The 15,494-nt window shown below is 35.0% G+C and carries 17 protein-coding genes; 14 read left to right on the forward strand and 3 right to left on the reverse strand.

Annotated features, from left to right (window positions below; translation table 11 throughout):
• Positions 1 to 239 precede the first annotated feature (239 nt).
• The 3 genes from BAQ44_RS01295 (at position 240) to bla2 (ending at position 2,202) form a co-directional block, all read left to right on the forward strand.
• Entirely contained in the window at positions 240 to 521 is a 282-nt protein-coding gene (locus BAQ44_RS01295; protein ID WP_071720393.1) for a MazG nucleotide pyrophosphohydrolase domain-containing protein, read from the forward strand.
• 34 nt (positions 522 to 555) lie between these two features.
• Positions 556 to 1,293: a glycoside hydrolase family 25 protein gene (locus BAQ44_RS01300; RefSeq protein WP_071720395.1), complete on the forward strand. Its 738-nt coding sequence runs from the start codon at positions 556 to 558 to the stop codon at positions 1,291 to 1,293.
• A gap of 135 nt (positions 1,294 to 1,428) precedes the next feature.
• Positions 1,429 to 2,202 carry a BcII family subclass B1 metallo-beta-lactamase gene (gene bla2 / locus BAQ44_RS01305; protein WP_071720397.1) on the forward strand — a complete coding sequence of 258 codons (774 nt, stop codon included), beginning with the start codon at positions 1,429 to 1,431 and terminating at the stop codon, positions 2,200 to 2,202.
• A 423-nt stretch (positions 2,203 to 2,625) separates the two neighbouring features.
• Here bla2 and BAQ44_RS01310 read toward each other — a convergent pair whose 3' ends face one another.
• On the reverse strand, positions 2,626 to 3,657 hold the full coding sequence (locus tag BAQ44_RS01310) for an MFS transporter (protein ID WP_071720400.1): 1,032 nt from the start codon (positions 3,655 to 3,657) through the stop codon (positions 2,626 to 2,628).
• 239 nt (positions 3,658 to 3,896) lie between these two features.
• On the opposite strand from BAQ44_RS01310, the gene hcp reads away from it, so the two are divergent.
• The 5 genes from hcp to BAQ44_RS01335 all read left to right on the forward strand — a co-directional run bounded on the left by hcp (position 3,897) and on the right by BAQ44_RS01335 (position 8,007).
• Positions 3,897 to 5,183 carry a hydroxylamine reductase gene (gene hcp, locus BAQ44_RS01315; RefSeq protein WP_071720403.1) on the forward strand — a complete coding sequence of 429 codons (1,287 nt, stop codon included), beginning with the start codon at positions 3,897 to 3,899 and terminating at the stop codon, positions 5,181 to 5,183.
• Positions 5,184 to 5,602: 419 nt separating this feature from the next.
• Positions 5,603 to 5,923 (forward strand): PadR family transcriptional regulator, encoded by a 321-nt coding sequence (locus tag BAQ44_RS01320; RefSeq protein ID WP_000429486.1) that lies wholly within the window; start codon positions 5,603 to 5,605, stop codon positions 5,921 to 5,923.
• Between the two features lie 75 nt (positions 5,924 to 5,998).
• Positions 5,999 to 6,340 (forward strand): DUF1048 domain-containing protein, encoded by a 342-nt coding sequence (locus tag BAQ44_RS01325; protein WP_000891990.1) that lies wholly within the window; start codon positions 5,999 to 6,001, stop codon positions 6,338 to 6,340.
• A 155-nt stretch (positions 6,341 to 6,495) separates the two neighbouring features.
• On the forward strand, positions 6,496 to 7,257 hold the full coding sequence (locus BAQ44_RS01330) for an ABC transporter ATP-binding protein (protein ID WP_071720405.1): 762 nt from the start codon (positions 6,496 to 6,498) through the stop codon (positions 7,255 to 7,257).
• On the forward strand, positions 7,258 to 8,007 hold the full coding sequence (locus BAQ44_RS01335; protein ID WP_071720408.1) for an ABC transporter permease: 750 nt from the start codon (positions 7,258 to 7,260) through the stop codon (positions 8,005 to 8,007).
• A 147-nt stretch (positions 8,008 to 8,154) separates the two neighbouring features.
• On the opposite strand, the gene BAQ44_RS01340 is transcribed toward BAQ44_RS01335, so the two are convergent.
• Complete coding sequence (locus BAQ44_RS01340) at positions 8,155 to 9,114, reverse strand: helix-turn-helix transcriptional regulator (RefSeq protein ID WP_071720410.1); 960 nt, start codon at positions 9,112 to 9,114, stop codon at positions 8,155 to 8,157.
• A gap of 110 nt (positions 9,115 to 9,224) precedes the next feature.
• On the opposite strand from BAQ44_RS01340, the gene BAQ44_RS01345 reads away from it, so the two are divergent.
• The 3 genes from BAQ44_RS01345 (at position 9,225) to BAQ44_RS01355 (ending at position 10,893) form a co-directional block, all read left to right on the forward strand.
• Positions 9,225 to 9,704 carry a GyrI-like domain-containing protein gene (locus BAQ44_RS01345; RefSeq protein ID WP_071720412.1) on the forward strand — a complete coding sequence of 160 codons (480 nt, stop codon included), beginning with the start codon at positions 9,225 to 9,227 and terminating at the stop codon, positions 9,702 to 9,704.
• Between the two features lie 146 nt (positions 9,705 to 9,850).
• A complete protein-coding gene (locus BAQ44_RS01350; RefSeq protein ID WP_071720414.1) occupies positions 9,851 to 10,108 on the forward strand; it encodes a DUF3963 domain-containing protein in 258 nt (85 codons plus the stop codon).
• A gap of 152 nt (positions 10,109 to 10,260) precedes the next feature.
• On the forward strand, positions 10,261 to 10,893 hold the full coding sequence (locus BAQ44_RS01355; protein ID WP_071720416.1) for a LysE family translocator: 633 nt from the start codon (positions 10,261 to 10,263) through the stop codon (positions 10,891 to 10,893).
• Positions 10,894 to 11,147: 254 nt separating this feature from the next.
• On the opposite strand, the gene BAQ44_RS01360 is transcribed toward BAQ44_RS01355, so the two are convergent.
• Positions 11,148 to 11,738 carry a TetR/AcrR family transcriptional regulator gene (locus BAQ44_RS01360; protein WP_071720419.1) on the reverse strand — a complete coding sequence of 197 codons (591 nt, stop codon included), beginning with the start codon at positions 11,736 to 11,738 and terminating at the stop codon, positions 11,148 to 11,150.
• Between the two features lie 647 nt (positions 11,739 to 12,385).
• Between BAQ44_RS01360 and BAQ44_RS01365 the strand changes: the two genes are divergently transcribed.
• The 3 genes from BAQ44_RS01365 to BAQ44_RS01375 all read left to right on the forward strand — a co-directional run.
• Positions 12,386 to 13,039, forward strand: a complete 654-nt coding sequence (locus BAQ44_RS01365) for a CPBP family intramembrane glutamic endopeptidase (protein WP_071720422.1) — start codon at positions 12,386 to 12,388, stop codon at positions 13,037 to 13,039.
• 688 nt (positions 13,040 to 13,727) lie between these two features.
• Complete coding sequence (gene sigI, locus BAQ44_RS01370; protein WP_071720424.1) at positions 13,728 to 14,450, forward strand: RNA polymerase sigma factor SigI; 723 nt, start codon at positions 13,728 to 13,730, stop codon at positions 14,448 to 14,450.
• Positions 14,443 to 15,494 (forward strand): anti-sigma factor domain-containing protein (locus BAQ44_RS01375; RefSeq protein WP_071720426.1); only part of this gene is annotated, 1,052 nt, incomplete at its 3' end. The genes sigI and BAQ44_RS01375, both read left to right, overlap by 8 nt.

A 15,494-nucleotide genomic window follows, 5' to 3' on the forward strand; every position in this document is an offset into this window, starting at 1 on the left:
GACACAAGGCGTTCGTTGAATCCTGATAAGAGCCAAGTGTATTGTTTTACTCCGATGAAATAGGCTAGTGCAAATGAAATGATTGCTAGTATGAATAATGATGGGGAAGCGAAGAGAGTCATTGAAAACACCTCCATGAAAGGGCTATAAATAAATTATAGTATGAATGTTATAATTTAACAAAATAGATTTTAAGTGTAATAGAAAAATGGAGTATTTATCATGAAGGGAGATTAAGTATGAATATTGTGGAATTCCAGAGATATGTATCAAATTTCAGTAAAGAAAAAGGATTTCAAGATACAACCATTGAAGAGCGTACGATGTATACGATGGCGGAATTGGGTGAATTAGCGGAAGTGATATTAAAGCGTGATAAAATACAAGATTCGAAAAGAGAGATTGGTTTAGAAATGTTTGATGTCATTTGGAATGTATGTGATTTAGCAAATAAGTTAGAAATTGATTTAGAGAAGGCATTCGAAGAAAAAATGATGATAAATAAAAAGCGTGAATGGTAGGTAGGATTTTAATTTGTAAAGATGGGTGATATGAATGAAAAAGAAGTTTATTATAGGAGGAGTCTTTACCTTAATTAGTGTAATGAGCATTTTCGCTTACTTAGTTTTTCAAGGCATATTTATTCCGAATCAAATAAGTGCGGATAAGTATGAAATAAAAGGTATAGATGTCGCATCGTATCAAGGTGATATAGATTGGAGGGAGTTGGAAAAGCAAAATATGAGGTTTGCGTTTATAAAGGCTACTGAAGGAAGCGCGTTTGTGGATAAGTACTTTTCGAAAAATTGGACGAATGCGAATAAGACAGGTATGCGCGTCGGAGCGTATCATTTTTTTAGTTTTGATAGTAAGGGTGAAACACAAGCAGAGCAATATATACGAACTGTTCCAAAATATAAACAAGCATTGCCACCCGTAATTGATGTTGAGTTTTATGCTAACAAAAAAGATAATCCACCTAAGCGTGAAGATGTTGTGAAAGAGTTGTCGGTCATGATTGAAATGCTAGAAAAACATTACGGTAAGAAAGTAATATTGTATGCAACTCAAGAGGCATATGATTTGTATATAAAGAATGCGTATCCCCAATGTGATATATGGATTCGTAGTGTTTTTACAAAACCGAGTTTATCTGATGAGAGACAATGGACGTTTTGGCAATACACGAACCGTGGGAGCTTAAATGGTTATAATGGGAAAGAGAAGTATATTGATTTAAATGTATTTTATGGGAACGAGGAAGAGTTTGAGAATTATGGAATAAAAGATTAAGTTTTAAAGCGTACAAAATTTGTGCGCTTTTTAATAATGTTATGAAAAATATGTAAGAAAAGATGGAACAAACATTTGAGATGAATTGTCTAATATAGGTAATAACTATTTCGTTTGAAAGAAAGGGTGGAGAGAATGAAAAAGAGTACGTTATTAAAAGTAGGGGTATGTGTAAGTTTATTAGGATTAACTCAATTTGGTAGTACAATTTCTTCTGTACAAGCGGAACAAAATCTAGAGCAAAAAGTAGTGAAAAATGAGTCAGGAACCATTTCAATTTCTCAGTTAAACAAGCATGTATGGGTTCATACGGAGTTAGGTTATTTTAACGGAGAAGCAGTTCCTTCGAACGGGCTAGTTCTTACTACTTCTAAAGGGTTAGTACTAGTCGATTCTTCTTGGGATGATAAGTTAACGAAGGAATTAATAGAGATGGTAGAAAAGAAATTTAAGAAGCGTGTAACGGATGTCATTATTACACATGCGCACGCTGATCGAATTGGCGGAATAAAAACGTTGAAAGAAAGAGGCATTAAAGCGCATAGTACGACATTGACTGCAGAACTAGCAAAGAAAAATGGATATGAAGAACCGCTTGGAGATTTACAAACCATTACAAATTTGAAGTTTGGAAATATGAAAGTAGAAACGTTCTATCCAGGGAAAGGACATACAGAAGATAATATCGTCGTATGGCTACCGCAATACAACATTTTAGCTGGAGGCTGTTTAGTAAAATCTGCGTCCGCGAAAGATTTAGGAAACGTTGCTGATGCCTATGTAAATGAATGGTCTACATCGATTGAGAATGTGCTGAAACGATATGGAACTATAAATGCAGTAGTGCCTGGTCATGGGGAAGTAGGGGACAAAGGATTACTTTTACATACATTGGATTTGTTGAAATAAAAAAACGAGGAGAAACAAATTTCTCCTCGTTTTCTTCTAACTATATTTAAATGCGAAGCCTGCATACGTTATTGAGATTTTAATTCCAAGTATACAAATACCAGTACCGTCATAATTGCTATAACAACGTAAGTAGCATCAAGCATTATAAGTGTTTTTAAAGTTTCAGTCATCCTCATTCACCCCTGGTATAAAAATATAAACATAATCTCTTGTTAATTAGATAAGAGATTACAATGTGCATGAAATTTCTTAAGTAGATTCTATATAAATATATCATATAAATAATGTAAACATTGTAAAGATAGTGTAAATGTATTGTAAAGAAAGAGGGGGCTCATCATGTTTATAAATCTTTTTGTTTGTAAATACTATGTATCTCTCAAGTGCCAGGTAGAAAACAGTTATAACATGTGAAAAAACTTACTTTGACACATCAATCACGATGCTAGTTGTTACTACATTTTCCTCTATTACTTCTACCTGTACTTGTTCATCGTTTCTCCAATTGATATTGAAGTTGTCTGTCGTATACATTTCCTTAAGAGTGACCTCTTTATATTTTTCTAAAATGCTACCTCTTTTCCCATAATAGATTCTTACAGTTGAGCTGGGACTTGGTCCTTTTGATTTTATTGTTTCTCTAAGCTCGATAATATTTATGAGATTTGGAGATTCACTTTTTTGAAAGGTAAAGGAACTGACCACTTTTTGTACCTTCTTAAAAACAGGACCATTGGATTTATTTGATATGTTAAATTCCACAACTTCAGGTACGGATTCTTTTTCTCGTAGCGTTATCGTTGCCTCATAATCATTTTTCCAATCTATGGAAACATCTGAGGAGTCGAGACGTTCCCCGTCATTTGCAATACTTGTGTCAAAATGTTCCCATAAGCCGTATTTAATTCTGACGGGAGTGGGACCAAGAGAAGAGTCTGAATCTAGTTTCACTACTTTAATCGTATTTTTATTATTTGGAGAATGACTTTTTTTAAGTGTAATGTCCTGTAAATACAAAATGTAAGACAAACAGCCTACTACTAAAATAATTGGAATTACGATACGTAAGGTAGTAATGTGACGTCTCCGTGTCGCTTTTTTCTTAGTGCTTTTACTATTTTGTTCAAGTTCTTTTTCAATACTCGTTTGAACCGTTACTTTTGGCGGGCGAATAAGCCACCAAATGAAAGCTATTAGTAGTAAGCAAAGAGGTATTCCTTGAATAAAGAAAAAACCTTTCCAAAAATCTAGTCTCGTACTATACGGTGAATCTGTTGCCATCACCCCTATAAAAAGTGCCACTGGACTTGCAAGTATATTTATCCCTAAACCGATCAATACGAATGAAAGATTTTTATTCCTAATTTTTCGTGATCCAGCCATAATAAACAGAAATACTGCAATACCGAGTATAAGAAACAGTATTCCGTAATAAAACATCATATATATCATATTCTCCCTCCATAACTTTAATTGTACCATCAGTAAGGAAAAATTTTCAAAAGTGTGCCGATATATGATGCGAATAAATCATGTGCAAGTATGAATATCAGGATACAGTAAAAATATTATGTCAACAATGTGAACTGTCACAAATTTATACATATTATTGTGATTGATATCACATCCTTTTTTTCTAATGGGTATTATGCTTGATTTGTAAGGAATGATTGGGAGAGGGTGGGATGATCATGTTTTGTTATCAATGTGAACAAACGCCAACAGGCGGATGTAAAGTAATAGGTGTTTGCGGTAAAAATGAAACAATTGCAAGTTTACAAGATACGATCGTGTTTGGATTAAAAGGAATTGCTGCTTATCGTACGCATGCTGCTCAGCTAGGGTATACGGATGCTTTTGTAGATGCTACGACGCAAGAAGCATTGTATATGACATTAACCAATTCTAACTTTAATGAACAAGAACATATTGATATGGCTATGAAAGTAGGGCAATCAGCCTTAAGAGTAATGGAGTTGTTAGATGAGGCGCATACGAATCACTTTGGTGTTCCAGAGCCTGTTCAAATTACACAAAACCATGTGGAAGGTAAAGCAATTGTAGTTACTGGTCATAATTTATTTGCGTTAGAAGAATTATTAAAGCAAACAGAAGGAAAAGAAATTAATATTTATACGCATTCTGAAATGTTACCAGCACACGGGTATCCGCAGCTGAAAAAATATAAGCATTTAAAAGGAAACATCGGTAAGGCATGGTATGATCAACGACGTCTTTTTGAAAAATTTACAGGGGCCATATTAGCGACAACGAACTGTGTGATGCCAATTAAAGGATCATATTCTGACCGATTCTTTTCATATGATATTGCAGGTTTAGAAGGTGTACTAAAAATTGAAAATGATGATTTCACGCCGTTGATTGAAAAAGCGCTAGAACTTCCAGAAGTACATATGGAGTCGGATGAGCAGTTAGTAACAGGATTCCATCATAATACAGTATTATCATTAGCTCCAGAAATTATTGAGGCCGTAAAAGAAGGAAAGATTAAGCGATTCTTTGTCATCGCAGGTTGTGATGCTCCAGGAAAAGGCGGAGAATATTATCGTGAATTAGCAACGTCGCTTCCGCCAGAAACAGTTATTTTAACGACTTCTTGCGGGAAATTTCGCTTTAATGATGTGGATTACGGTGTTGTACCTGGTACAGAAATTCCGCGTTACATTGATTTAGGGCAATGCAATAATTCAATTTCTACAGTGAAAATAGCGGCCGCTTTAGCAGATGCTTTTCAATGCGAAGTGAACGAATTGCCAGTAAGTATTGTCCTATCATGGTTTGAACAAAAAGCGGTTGCCATTTTACTTGGACTATTTAGTCTTGGTATTCAAGATATTCGCATCGGTCCAAAGGCGCCTGAATTTATTTCACCTGGCGTGCTTGATGTATTACAAGAAACATTCGGTTTGAAACTAATTACAACTGCAGCAGAAGATATGGATATGATGTTATCGTAACAAAAGGATAATCTGTCTTATTAAGAAGAGCTAACCTATAGCACCCCAAAACAAAAATTTTACATTTTTGTTTTGGGGTATTTTCTTTTCTTGGCGGGATAGGTAATAGTTGATTTTAGAAAAATATAAAAATCGAGTTGACATTTATAACTACTCAGTCATACAATGTAGAAGTAATAGGTGATACCGAGTAGTGTTGTTTCTCAAAATGTTTTCAGTAAACGATAGGTAATAGCGGATTTTAGAAAAATTTTGAAAATCAGTTGACATTCATCACTACTCAGTCATACAATGTAGTTGTAATAAGTAATACTGAATAGTGTGGTTTTACTCAAAAGCTATTCAGTAAAAATTCGCCTTAATACTCTGTGATACTGAATATAAGTCAGACAGAATAGGGGGTAAAGGAGGATCAGGATATGGAAAATTTAACTGAAATGCTAAAAGGTTCACTGGAAGGGTGTGTGCTGGAAATCATTAGTCGCCGTGAAACATACGGCTATGAGATTACCCGCCACCTGAATGATCTTGGGTTTACCGAAGTTGTAGAAGGGACGGTTTATACTATCCTCGTGCGATTAGAAAAGAAAAAGCTTGTGAATATTGAAAAGAAGCCATCAGATATGGGGCCGCCTCGTAAGTTTTATTCATTAAATGAGGATGGTCGTCAGGAGCTTGAATTGTTTTGGAAAAAATGGGATTTTGTATCTTCAAAAATTAACGTCTTGAAGTCAAACTAGCCTCATAATATAAAATGTTCCGGCTCATATTTGGAGAGTTTCTTGTTCTGCTTTATAAAAAAGGAGGAAAATAAGATGTTGGAAATGTTTAAAAAATTAATCGGTGATAAAAAAGAGTACAAAATGATGATGGCACGTGTTGGAGCACTGCCAGAGGACTATCAGTTTGTGTTTAAGAAAATTCAAAACTACATGTGGAATTTCTCAGCGGGTAATGGAATGGATATGCTACACATACAGTATGAATTAATCGATTTGTTTGAAGCTGGTGCAGCGGAAGGCAGACAAGTGCTTGACATTACTGGGGAGGACGTAGCATCTTTTGCTGATGAACTTGTGGCAAATGCGAAAACGTACGTCTCCAAGTATCGTGAAGATTTGAATGAAAGCATTATGAAGAAATTGAGAAAAAAATAAGTGGAATAAGTCATACCGACTGATTAGCTGGTTACCAATGTGAAATGCCGCCATCGCTATTCAGTTATATTTTTAAACCACTACTAAGTAATACGGATTATCAGTGATACTAAATAGAGGGTGTAGGTAACCTATTTTAATAAGGGGGAAAAAGTATGAGCAATGCAGCGATTTCTGTAAAAGGATTAAAAAAATCTTTTAAAGATAAAGAAGTCTTAAAGGGCGTGGATTTTGATGTGCAGCGTGGAGAAATTTTCGCGCTGCTAGGTTCAAACGGAGCGGGAAAGACGACAACGGTCAATATCCTTTCGACGTTAATGAAACAAGATGATGGTGAAGTAAGTATTTGCGGTTTTGACGTCCAGCGTCAATCAGATCATGTTCGTCAAAGCATCAGTTTGACAGGGCAGTTCGCAGCTTTAGACGGTATGCTTACTGGGAGGGAAAACTTGATAATGATTGCCAAGTTACGTGGTATTTCCAGTCCCGCCCAAGTTGCTGACAATTTACTTGCAAGATTTAGTCTGACAGATGCAGCCAACCAGAGGGCAGATCAGTATTCAGGCGGGATGAAGCGCCGCCTTGATATCGCGATGAGTTTGATCGGGGCACCAGCAGTTATTTTTCTTGACGAACCAACGACTGGACTTGATCCGGAAGCACGGATCGAAGTGTGGGATACAGTCAAGGAACTTGCCGGCAGCGGCACAACGATTTTGCTCACGACTCAGTACTTGGAAGAAGCAGAACAGCTAGCTGATCGTATCGCAATTTTGCATAACGGAAAAATTATTACGACAGGTACCCTTACTGAACTGAAAGAGATGTTCCCGCCAGCTAAAGTAGAGTATATCGAGAAGCAGCCGACATTGGAAGAAATTTTCCTTGCGATTATCGGTAAAAAGGGGGAGATGTAAATGAAAAGCAAAACAGGGGTATTACTAGGGCGCTTAATGCGTAATATTATGCGTAGTCCAGATACAATTATTACTGTAGCGATTACACCGATTATGATGATGCTATTGTTTGTTTACGTATTTGGTGGGGCTATAAAGACAGGAACGGATAACTACGTCAATTATTTATTGCCGGGAATTTTGCTAATGGCCATCGCATCCGGTGTGGCTTACACTTCTGTACGATTATTTACAGATATAAAGAGTGGGCTGATGGCGCGTTTCATTACGATGCCTATTAAGCGCTCATCGATATTGTGGGCTCACGTTTTAACTTCTCTTGTTGCTAATGTGCTTACTATTGTGGTGGTTATTCTTGTTGCACTCTTAATGGGTTTCCGTTCAAGTGCTAATATGCTAGATTGGCTTGCAGTAGCTGGAATACTGGGGATGTTTACGTTAGCACTCACATGGCTAGCTATCATTCCAGGGCTGACAGCGAAGTCTATGGAAGGGGCGACAGCTTACTCGTACCCGCTAATTTTTCTTCCATTTATTAGTTCAGCCTTCGTACCTACTGAAACGATGCCTAAAATTGTTCGTGCGTTTGCTGAGAATCAGCCTGTAACTTCAATCGTGAATGCGATTCGTGCCCTTTTATATAACGGTACTGTTGGTAATGATATTTGGATTGCACTCGCTTGGTGCGTAGGCATCATGATCATCTCTTATTTTTTCGCTAGTAAAGCATTTAAACGTCAGTTAGGATAAGTGAATTAAGTCACTCGAAATTATATATATTTGAAAAAGCACGGGAGGTTTTCCGTGCTTTTATTATGTATTGTACTCTCATGGTAAAAAATATGTGCAGCTGGTAACGAATTAAACTCAATATTTTTGGGTTTAAGGGATCACTGCTCATGGAGAATATAAACATAACCGCTCTTGTAAATCGTTTAATACTTCTTCAGGCATTTCCCTGATTGTAATATCCTTCCCTAGGAAAAGGAGCCAATTTGCTAACTCTGTCAGTTCATCGGAATTATTAACATCGATAAATGTTTTTAAAATGGCTGTAGATTGGTAAGGATTTGTGTAAGATATTGAAACTTTAAAAGGATGGTATTTTTTGAACTGTGCAATCGCCTTCGGTCCTAATTCAAGTACGAGATTGATTATTTCGTCCTTTTTACTGAGTTTTTCTAAAATCTTTTTCTTGCTTAACCTTTTTTTCGTCGTGTACGGTTCAATATTGACGAGGTCATCGACAGGGAAAATCAGCTTCTTTTCTTCTTTTAAGTCAAATCCTTCAATGATCCAATGGCTTTTTTCTTGATAAAGGTGTAATAGATAAATTGGATAAGACTTGATTTCTTCTTCTTTGACGGTAATCAATAAATGTCTATCGGAAAGAAGGATTTGGATGAGTTTTTCTAACATAGGGTGGGGGAGGTCAGAAAGCTCCAGTAGATCGGGATTATGAGGGTTAGTCCCTTCAAAAAGAAAAAGTTGATTTAAAAGAACAAGGTCATCTTGTTGGGTTTCTGAGATGAGTCCTAATAGTTTTTCGGCTAAAGATTGACGACTTTTTAGATAGGGAAGTTGTTGGTTTCTTGTAGCCATAAAGGCAATAAAAAGAGCTTTGACTTCGTTATCAGTAAAACGAACAACGGGCAGGATAGAATTATGCATGACAAAATATCCACCAGTTCTCCCAACTTCAGCGACAAGTGGCATGCCCATAGCTTCAATTTCTCTAATGTCTCGAATAGCTGTCGACCGTGATATGTTAAATTCTCGGATGATTTCAGTAATTGTAAAGTGAGAGCGATTGTTGATATACCGCATAATTGTATTAATCCGTTCAACTTTTTTCATTGGAGTCTCCTAAACAGTATCATTTTTTGACATGATTTAAAGTTATTATAAACTCATCAGATGAAAAGATAAATCGTTTGATTCATTAAAAAAAAAGGAAGGTATTAAATATGAAAAATTATACGATAGAAGAAAAAGATAGCTTTATTGTGTTAGGTATTGGAACTGAAATTAAGAGTGACTATACAGACTTTGCTGGAATCAATAAAGAAAAGGAAGACTTTTGGTCAGCTGTTAAAGAAGATGGAAGGTTGGACACTTTAAAATCTCTAGCTACAAACGAATACATTTTTTCTGTGAGCGAAGCAGTGAATAACAAGATGATGTATTATGCTGGTGTCATGACAGAAGCACAAATAGAAGAAGAATCTAGAGTGATCCAGTTTCCGAAGGGAGAATACTTAGTAGTGAAAGGGGAAGATAAAACGGCTGAAGAGCTAAGTAATAAGCTGACTGGCATCGCCTTCGGTCAAGCTTTACGAGAAGCAACAGATTTTGCTTATGTTGGTGGGCCAAATACAACAGTTGAGATGGGGCAAAGAGACGGCTTAGTATTTGGTGAAATGTGGATTCCGGTTGTTAGGAAGTAAAGTGATAAAAGGTACGAATATGGAAAGTAGTGGCTAACAATCTTGAATTGTTAGCCTTTTTGACATGAATATAATATTCATATACTGCTACACATTATGTTCTGATAAAATGGAATAAAAGGGAATTAATGTAAGGTGATGGCAGATTGAATAAAAGACGGATATTTGAGCTATTCATAGTAGTGTTTGTTTTTCTATTCCTTCATGTAAGCACATATACCAATGAAAAATTCAACGATAAATTGGGGTCTTTTACTTTCATTGTTCTATTTCTTATCGTTTATATCAACGCTATATTTATAGAACGGTATTTTGATGATATTCAGAAGTGGGTTCGAAATATCATAATTTGTTTTGCTTTGTTAGTAGTTGCTGCAGTATCACTATGGATAGGTTATTTTTAAATCCCTCTTTAAGAGAAGGAGAAGTATATGATTACCATACATTCGATCCGATCATATTACTTAGCTGCATCGGCTTATATTAATCTTTTCTCTCCTTAATCATGATAAAATGTACAATAGGAAATTTTATGTAACATAAAGGGGGAAGGTATATGGTCAGCTTTAGTACTTTGTTAGCTTTTGCGATTGTTTCACTTAGCATGGTTTGTTCACCTGGGCCTAATATGATTTATCTTATCTCTCGTTCCATTACACAAGGACGTATGGCAGGATTTATTTCTCTCTTAGGCATTATGCTCGGATTTGTAATTTATATAATCGCAACAATGTTTGGACTTACAGTTCTATTTCTTGCAGTACCCGCTGTCTACGAAGCAGTCAAATGGGCAGGTGCTGCTTACTTGCTTTGGCTCGCCTGGAATTCGATAAAACCGGGTGCTACTTCTATTATAGAACCTCGTACTATTTCTAATGAGCCACCACGGAAATTATTTCTGATGGGTCTTATGACTAACCTTCTAAATCCGAAGATTGCTATTTTGTATGTGTCACTGTTACCTCAGTTTGAAGATCCTGAGAAGGGATCGTTGCTTATACAAGGTGCAGTTTTAGGCCTTACGCAAATCACTGTTAGTTTTATAGTCAACCTTCTAATTGTGTTTACAGCAAGTAAAATTGCTACATGGTTTGGTACACGCCCAACGTGGCTACGAGTGCAGCGTTGGCTTATGGCAAGTGTATTAACGGGTCTTGCTGTACGTCTTGCTTTTGAACGCCGACAGTAGGATTATCTAAAAATTTGAAGGTCTATTTTAATGTTACGGCAGGAATGTCATTTTTTATTTTAAGGGTAGGATAAAAAGGAGAGGTATGCGAAGAATATACAATGATAAATGAAATTCCTACTTACTAGCGATAAGTCAGTTTTTATATAAATATATGAATAAACCCCTCTCATAAACAGAAAATACTTTTTATGAGAGGGGTTTATTCAATTTAAGGCTATTAAAAATGGAATAAAAGCAATGCAAGTTCTCACTTATCTAGAATAAGTGAGAAGATGATGTTTTATTTGTTCAATAAAATACTGATGGTGTATATTATCGTTCGATACTCGACTTGCCATAATAGCGCCCTCCATTGAAGATGCAAGAAAAGAAGCGAGCGATCTAATGTCTATATCTTCTTTAAGTTCATGTTTCTCTATTCCTTCTTTTATGAGAGAAGCCATTAACATTACTGTATCATCATAACCTTTTGCTGCTGCTGTTTGTAATTCTGGAAATACTCCAGTACTTTCAATTGCGCTATTAAGCAATGGACAGCCTCCAGCAATAGGAGGATTATTAGCTGCATCTTGATATACAAGGAAAATTGCAAGAATTTTATCGATTGCTGTCTTTTTATTTTCCATTGCTTTATGAAAATGCCCCCACATAATCTCACCACTTTTGTCGTAGGCAGCAAGGACAATTTCTTCTTTATTTTTGAATCTACGATAAATAGCTCCTTTAGATAGTTCAGTAGCTGTCATTATATCCTGGATGGATGTGTAAGTTATCCCATTAGTATTAAATAAATATAAAGATGTTTCAATAATCTTTTCTTTTACCTTATCAACTTTATTCATGCTTTGTGGCCCTCCTAATAAAACGAACTTAATATTTAAGGTGATTTTTACTATGATTTTTCTTGAATTTTTATTGTAAGTAAAAATAAGTTTAAAGTAAAAATATTTTATCAATCCCTATCTTATGGGAACTTAAAACAATACAGTTTGAGGTTAATTAAATTATATTATCTATATTATTTGAATGAATTTTCTGTTAATTATAATATGACCAATTGGTTAATTCAGTCATATTATACAACTAATTTTACCTAAAATCATAGAAGAAGTAAAAATATCGTTAATTTTAATGTATAAACATATGACTATTATATCTAATTTTTATTAATAGGATTAGCTAAAACTAAAGCTAAAGGGGGCGGGCTACTCCCACTTTCACTCCATTCTATAAACGATTAATCATTAATAATTACTGGAATTTGATTGTAAATAAGCAACTGAGAAATAAATATATTTGGTTTTTAACATATTTTTTGTTAATACTTTGTAAAAAGGGTTTAAAAAACTAGAAACATATAGTATTATTGAACACTGAAACCGAACCGAACGGTCCGGTTCGGTGAATTATATGAATATATTTGGAAGGAGAACTTTATGCAGAAAGAAAAATCAAAGATTGTAGGTAATTTAATTAGGAGGATAATAAAATGAACTTTATAAAAATGAATAAAAAAGAACTTATTATGCTAGTAATTTTAACACTGTTCTTACCATTTCAAATGGGTTTGTTCATATTATTTGGCATATCACTTTTAACTAACAACAATTTAGTTGAATCAGAATTTGTTCTTGGTGCCATCGGTTTTACTGTACCTGCTATTGTTGGAATAATTTTATTTAAGAACGAAATTATTGAGAGTTTTGCATATTTTAAAGAGAAAACAATTTTGAAAATAGTAAGTATTCCTATGGTGGTTTTACTTATGATAATTATTGAGAATTCTATTATGCATTTTCTAGCAACTGGTCAGCCAGAGAACCAAGAACAACTCCTTGAAGCAGGTGCGGAGGTACCTCTTATATTTACATTGCTTGTATTTGGTATTCTGGGTCCAATACTTGAAGAAATTGTGTTTCGTCATATTTTAATAAATCGCTTTTCACATTATATTGGTACTGCTATTGCATCTATCATTTCGATTCTAATCTTTACATTCCTTCATACGAACCAGCTTTCGGATTATGCTATTTATTTACCAGGCGCGGTGATACTTACTATTGCTTATCTGCTTTCTAAAAGATCCCTTGCATATGTTATGGCGATACATGTGTTAAACAATTGCCTTGGTTTCATTCTGTAAGAAATTAGTCTTGCATCTATTATAGAGTTAAAAAACTAGAAACAGATACTGATAAATCATTAGACAGCCAACTAATGATTTATATAATTCCTTGTACGTCGAAAAACTACAGTTTAGGTGTAAACTGTGGTTTTTTTAATGAAGAAAAGTACAGTAGAAAATGTTTGGATTTAATTACAAAGGTATCAGAGGCATATAAAAAGAAAACCATTGATTAGCCTTTTTTCAAATCAATGGTTTTTATTTTTGAAATAAATATATATTTTATCAAAAATATTCTTTGACCCCCATAAAACTATGTATTCCTTCGAATATATATAGTGAAGAAAATCGATAGAAGAAAAATGGTTATGAAAGAACATTGAAGTGGTAATAAAAATACTAGATTAAGTGGAGAATCCGAAATAAAAGGATTAAATTACCAAGGGTATAGAGAAGAGTTATTCAAGAATTACAGATAAAATAGAAAAAGAGCAAGAAAAACAAGTGAAAGAAAATTAACATACAAACTGAACTTTAGTGCCGAGAGAAAAGGGAAATCATTAAGAAAACGGTGAAAAAAGTTAGTCTCGAAAAATATAAGTAACAGCAAGAAGACAAACCAAAAGAAAAGTACTAGCAAAGTGTGGTTAAATGGTCACTTGTTTAGTGGCCTTTTTGCTATTTGAAGGAGGCTGGGAGATTACTAGTGTTGAGTTTAGTAATGAAGATCCTAAGAAAACCGAAAATAGAAGATATCGTATGTGACATACAAAACAACGGAGGAGATAAGGAAGCATTTATCGTACAATATCAGCCGTTTATTAGAAAATCAATATCGTCTGTCTGTCGCCGATATATTACAGAACAGGATGATGAATATAGTATTGGACTCTTTGCGTTTAATGAAGCAATTGAACAGTATTCATATAAAAAAGGGAAATCTTTTTTAGCGTTTGCTGATCTTCTTATAAAAAGAGATGTAATTGACTATATACGCAAGGAGTCTAAGCATAACTTTGTCTTTTTAAAAGAAGATGAGCAAGAGGAAATGCTAGAAATGCAAGTGTCGCTTACGGAGTATATGAAAGAGATGGACAATAGTAACCGTAAGGAGGAAATTCTTCATTTTCAAAGTGTGTTAGCTGAGTTTAAAATCACATTTTCAGAGCTGGCTAAAGAATCTCCTAAGCATCGTGATACGCGTGAGCATTTAATAGAGATTGTGCAGATTATTATAAAAGAAGACGAAATGATAGAAGAGCTGTTCCGAAAGAAAAAATTACCACTTAAACATATTGAACCGCGTGTTAGGGTAAGTCGTAAAACGTTGGAACGACATAGAAAATATATTATTGCAATGTGTATTATCTTTGCAAACAACTATACATACATTCTTGATTACATAAGAGGGGAAAAGCATGATGAATAAAGGAATTGTAATGGATATAAAAAAACATAACGTAGTTGTTTTAACTCCAAATGGAGAGTTTATTACTTTTAAAAGAAAAGCGCACCCATACATGATAGGAGAGGAAATCTCGTTTAACAAACAAGAACAAAGAGTTCCGCGTTTTTCAATACCACCTTTCTTAAAGCCTACAACAGTCATTGTTGCTGGTTTTCTATGCGTATTGCTGTTTTTCTACAATCAACCAGAAGAAAAAGTGTTTGCTTATGTCTCAGTTGATATAAATCCAAGTTTAGAGGCGAGCGTAACGGAGGATCTTCGTGTTATAGATTTACGGGCTTGTAATGATGACGGAAGGCGTATTTTAAAAGAAATGAAAGGATGGGAAAATGAGCATCTGCAAGATGTAATACGTACGATTATAAAGCAGAGTCAAGAGGATAAGTACTTAACAAATGATAAGAAAGTTATGCTAACAGCTGTTGCAAAGGACAAATCGCTAGAACCACAGTTGGAAAAAGCTTTGCAAGAATTAAAGAAAGAGTATGAGATAAAACATATTACAGTTGAATATCAAAGCAGTACGATGCAAATGCGGGAGGATGCCAAGAAAGCAGGAGTTGGAACGGGCGTTTATATAAAACAAGAGAATGAGAAGAAAAAATCGCTTACTCCACCTGTACTGCCGTCTAATCAAGAACAACAAAAGTCATCTTCTGATGCATCATTGGACGCACCTCCTGTAAAAGAAGAAAGCAACGAGAAGAAAGAGTATATAGAACAAAAGCAATATAAGGAACAACAGCCGAAGCAGATAAAAGAAAATAACGAGAATCAGCAAGAGAATAACGGAAGAGGCTCACAAGGAAATAATGGGCACCAGCAAGAGAATAACGGAAGAGGCTCGCAAGGAAATAATGGGCACCAGCAAGAGAACAATGGAAGAGGATCACAAGGGAATAATGGAAATCAGCAAGGGAACAACGGTAGAGGGTCGCAAGGGAATAATGGAAATGGTCAAGGAAACAACGGAAGAGAATCACAAGGGAATAATGGAAGTGGTCA

It is taken from the genome of Bacillus mobilis, from assembly GCF_001884045.1.
In the GTDB taxonomy this organism is placed as follows: domain Bacteria; phylum Bacillota; class Bacilli; order Bacillales; family Bacillaceae_G; genus Bacillus_A; species Bacillus_A mobilis.

Excerpts from the sequence above, each read along its gene's own strand:
- hcp (WP_071720403.1), top strand. The coding sequence starts at position 3,897 with ATGTTTTGTTATCAATGTGAACAAACGCCAACAGGCGGATGTAAAGTA.
- BAQ44_RS01335 (WP_071720408.1), top strand. The coding sequence starts at position 7,258 with ATGAAAAGCAAAACAGGGGTATTACTAGGGCGCTTAATGCGTAATATT.
- BAQ44_RS01355 (WP_071720416.1), top strand. The coding sequence starts at position 10,261 with ATGGTCAGCTTTAGTACTTTGTTAGCTTTTGCGATTGTTTCACTTAGC.
- bla2 (WP_071720397.1), top strand. The coding sequence starts at position 1,429 with ATGAAAAAGAGTACGTTATTAAAAGTAGGGGTATGTGTAAGTTTATTA.
- BAQ44_RS01360 (WP_071720419.1), bottom strand. The coding sequence starts at position 11,738 with ATGAATAAAGTTGATAAGGTAAAAGAAAAGATTATTGAAACATCTTTA.
- BAQ44_RS01295 (WP_071720393.1), top strand. The coding sequence starts at position 240 with ATGAATATTGTGGAATTCCAGAGATATGTATCAAATTTCAGTAAAGAA.
- BAQ44_RS01330 (WP_071720405.1), top strand. The coding sequence starts at position 6,496 with ATGAGCAATGCAGCGATTTCTGTAAAAGGATTAAAAAAATCTTTTAAA.
- BAQ44_RS01340 (WP_071720410.1), bottom strand. The coding sequence starts at position 9,114 with ATGAAAAAAGTTGAACGGATTAATACAATTATGCGGTATATCAACAAT.
- BAQ44_RS01300 (WP_071720395.1), top strand. The coding sequence starts at position 556 with ATGAAAAAGAAGTTTATTATAGGAGGAGTCTTTACCTTAATTAGTGTA.
- BAQ44_RS01345 (WP_071720412.1), top strand. The coding sequence starts at position 9,225 with ATGAAAAATTATACGATAGAAGAAAAAGATAGCTTTATTGTGTTAGGT.
- BAQ44_RS01310 (WP_071720400.1), bottom strand. The coding sequence starts at position 3,657 with ATGATATATATGATGTTTTATTACGGAATACTGTTTCTTATACTCGGT.
- BAQ44_RS01325 (WP_000891990.1), top strand. The coding sequence starts at position 5,999 with ATGTTGGAAATGTTTAAAAAATTAATCGGTGATAAAAAAGAGTACAAA.
- BAQ44_RS01320 (WP_000429486.1), top strand. The coding sequence starts at position 5,603 with ATGGAAAATTTAACTGAAATGCTAAAAGGTTCACTGGAAGGGTGTGTG.
- BAQ44_RS01365 (WP_071720422.1), top strand. The coding sequence starts at position 12,386 with ATGAACTTTATAAAAATGAATAAAAAAGAACTTATTATGCTAGTAATT.